The organism is Synechococcus sp. Cruz CV12-2-Slac-r (assembly GCF_024346075.1).
Classification (GTDB): domain Bacteria; phylum Cyanobacteriota; class Cyanobacteriia; order PCC-6307; family Cyanobiaceae; genus Synechococcus_D.
This window is the reverse complement of the sequence record NZ_JAGQEK010000187.1, coordinates 1-2,955: the sequence shown is the minus strand read 5'-3', so window position 1 is coordinate 2,955 and position 2,955 is coordinate 1. Positions and strand designations below refer to the sequence as shown.

General features: G+C 43.3%; 3 protein-coding genes. All 3 read left to right on the top strand.

Translation table 11 applies throughout. The features are described 5' to 3' along the window. Positions 1-37: 37 nt before the first annotated feature. Positions 38-1,195, top strand: coding sequence for an ABC transporter permease subunit (locus KB557_RS10365; RefSeq protein WP_255133939.1), 1,158 nt, complete (start codon positions 38-40; stop codon positions 1,193-1,195). Between the two features lie 2 nt (positions 1,196-1,197). Next, the gene (urtC, locus tag KB557_RS10360) at positions 1,198-2,277 is read left to right on the top strand and encodes an urea ABC transporter permease subunit UrtC (RefSeq protein WP_255133937.1); all 1,080 of its coding nucleotides are present in this window, start codon (positions 1,198-1,200) and stop codon (positions 2,275-2,277) included. Beyond that, the coding region (urtD, locus tag KB557_RS10355) for an urea ABC transporter ATP-binding protein UrtD (RefSeq protein WP_255133935.1) at positions 2,274-2,955 on the top strand (682 nt) is incomplete at its 3' end. The genes urtC and urtD, both read left to right, overlap by 4 nt.

Below are 2,955 nucleotides of genomic sequence, written 5' to 3'. Positions count from 1 at the left end.
TTTTTAGTTATTATTTATTTTTTTAAATTGTGGTTGCATGAGTTTATTTCTTGACACATTGTTTAATGGTTTAGCAATTGGTTCAGTTTTAGTTTTAGCAGCACTTGGTTTGGCTGTGGTGTTTGGTTTGATGGGTGTGATAAACATGGCCCATGGTGAATTGATGATGCTGGGCGCTTACACCACATTTGTTGTTCAAAACCTATTGAAATCAGGCCCCCTTGAGGGTTTGTTTCCTATCTATATTTTAATTTCTATTCCACTTGCTTTCATTGTTAGCGGTGTTGCAGGCTTGCTTTTAGAAGCAACAGTTATCCGCAGATTATATGGGCGGCCCCTTGAAACTTTACTTGCCACATGGGGCGTTAGTTTGATTTTGCAGCAGTTTGTACGGTCGGTTTCAACAGCCTTTATTTTGGGTTTGTTGTTAACTACTGTTCTCGGCTTATTACTGCCGCGGCTAATACCTAGCAATTGGATAAAGCAACGTTGGGCGTTGATTTTTAAGGTTGGCAACTGGATCTTGGCAACTTTATTAGGGGTTGGCGCTGCTGCATTATTCGGTTCCGTGAGGTTGCTGGATCAGGCTTGGTTCAGTGCAAGAAATATTGATGTAACGGCACCTGAATGGTTGCGTGGCTCTATTGATTACGCAGGCGTTAATATGCCAACAGCAAGGCTATTTATTATTGTATTAACACTTATTTCTTTAATAGCAGTGAATTGGTTTCTGCAAAAAAGTGTGTGGGGTATTCGGATACGCGCTGTAACTCAAAATCGATCTATGAGTAGTTGCCTAGGTATTCCAACTGAAAGCGTTGATGCGCTCACTTTTTTAGTTGGTTCTGGTTTGGCTGGAGTTGCTGGAGTTGCAGTTACTTTACTCGGCTCTGTAGGGCCCAATCTTGGTGGCAATTACATTGTTGATTGTTTCATGGTGGTAGTGCTAGGAGGTGTGGGTAAATTGCTGGGTACAGTGCTTGCCGCCCTTGGTATTGGTGTGCTGAGTTATGTGCTTGGTTCTGGATCTTTGCTGTTGGTATGGCCCACAATGCCTGCGGGTTTAAATGAATTAATTACGTTTTTTGCAACCACTTCAATGGCTAAGGTGTTGGTATTTGTATTAATTGTTGTATTTTTGCAGTTTCGCCCAGCTGGATTATTTCCACCTAAGGGCCGTATGGCAGAGGTTTAAATATGAATTCCCCCTTTGTTTCCGCGAGGGCTACCCCCTTATTTCGTTATTTGCCCTGCCTAATACTTTTAATTGTGGTAATTATCTTACCAGTGATCTTGCCACCATTTAGGCTTAATTTACTTGGGCGTTTTCTTTCTCTTGGTATTGTGGCTTTGGGGATTGATCTTATTTGGGGTTACACAGGTTTATTGAGCCTAGGGCAAGGTATTTTCTTTGCACTAGGTGCTTATGCCCTTGGTATGTATCTACAGTTGCAGTCGCTAGCGCCTGGTGAATTACCTGAATTTTTTGGTTTATATGGCGTAAAAAGTATGCCTGCTTTTTGGCAACCATTTTCTTCGGGATTATTCACTTTCTTTGCAATTTGGGTGATACCTGCATTGGTTGCTGGAATTCTGGGATTTCTGGTATTTCGCAATCGTATTAGGGGTGTTTATTTTTCGATTCTCACTCAAGCTGCCCTTCTTGTATTTTACAATTTCTTTAATGGCCAGCAAAAGCTTATTAATGGCACCAATGGCCTGAAAACAGATACTGCTCGTTTCCTAGGTGAACTTGTTGGCAGTGATGCTATGCAAAGGGGCCTATATTTTCTTACTGTTCTTATTTTATTTTTTGCTTGGTTGTTATGTAGATGGTTAATCAAAGGTCGTTTTGGTGATGCATTAATCGCTTTGCGGGATGATGAACAGCGGATGCGTTTTACCGGTTACAACCCTGCGGTATATAAAACTGTTGTTTTTACCATCGCTGGCGCTTTAGCCGGCATTAGTGGAGCCCTTTATACAGTGCAGTCTGGGATTGTTTCGCCTCAATTTATGGCGGTGCCCTTTTCGATTGAGATGGTGATTTGGGTTGCAGTGGGGGGGCGCGGCACATTGGTGGGTGCAATTCTTGGTGCCCTATTAATTAACTTTGCCAAGAGTTTAATTAGTGAGCAGCTTCCAGAAACTTGGTTATTTATCCAGGGGGGCTTATTTCTTTTGGTGGTAACAGCTTTGCCTGATGGTTTAGTTGGTTGGTGGCGTAATGGTGGTTTTAAGAATCTACTAGTGCCGGTTTCTGAGCAAGAACAATGAATACACTTCTTGAGCTAAAAGGGGTAACGGTAAGTTTTGATGGTTTCCTTGCCCTAAACGATCTTAATTTGAAACTTACAAGCGGCGAATTGCGGGCTGTTATCGGCCCAAATGGAGCTGGAAAAACTACTTTTCTTGATGTGATCACCGGTAAGGTTAAACCCTCAAAAGGTGAGGTGTTGTTTCGCGGAAAATCTCTGATTGGTAAACCGGAGCATCATATTGTTCGCCTTGGAATCGGCCGCAAGTTTCAAACCCCCAGGGTTATTGAAAATTTAAGTTGCAGGCGAAACCTTGAACTGGCAGTTGCTAAGGGATCCTCTCCCCTCAAGCTTTTGTTCAGTAATTTGCCAAGTAAGCAGCGCGATAGGGTGCAGCAATTATTACTGCAGGTGGGTCTTGCTAGCCATGATCAGCAATTGGCTGGCGGCCTATCCCACGGCCAAAAGCAGTGGCTGGAGATCGCAATGTTGGTGGCGCAAGATCCGGATCTTTTGCTGGTAGATGAACCCGTGGCAGGTTTAAGTGATGAAGAAACGGCTCACACTGCTGCCTTGTTGAAGGATCTTAGTGGAAGCCATACCGTATTAGTAATCGAGCACGATATGGATTTCATTCGCGATCTCCAAGCTCCGGTAACGGTTTTACATGAAGGCCATGTGTTGTGCGAGGGGTCGA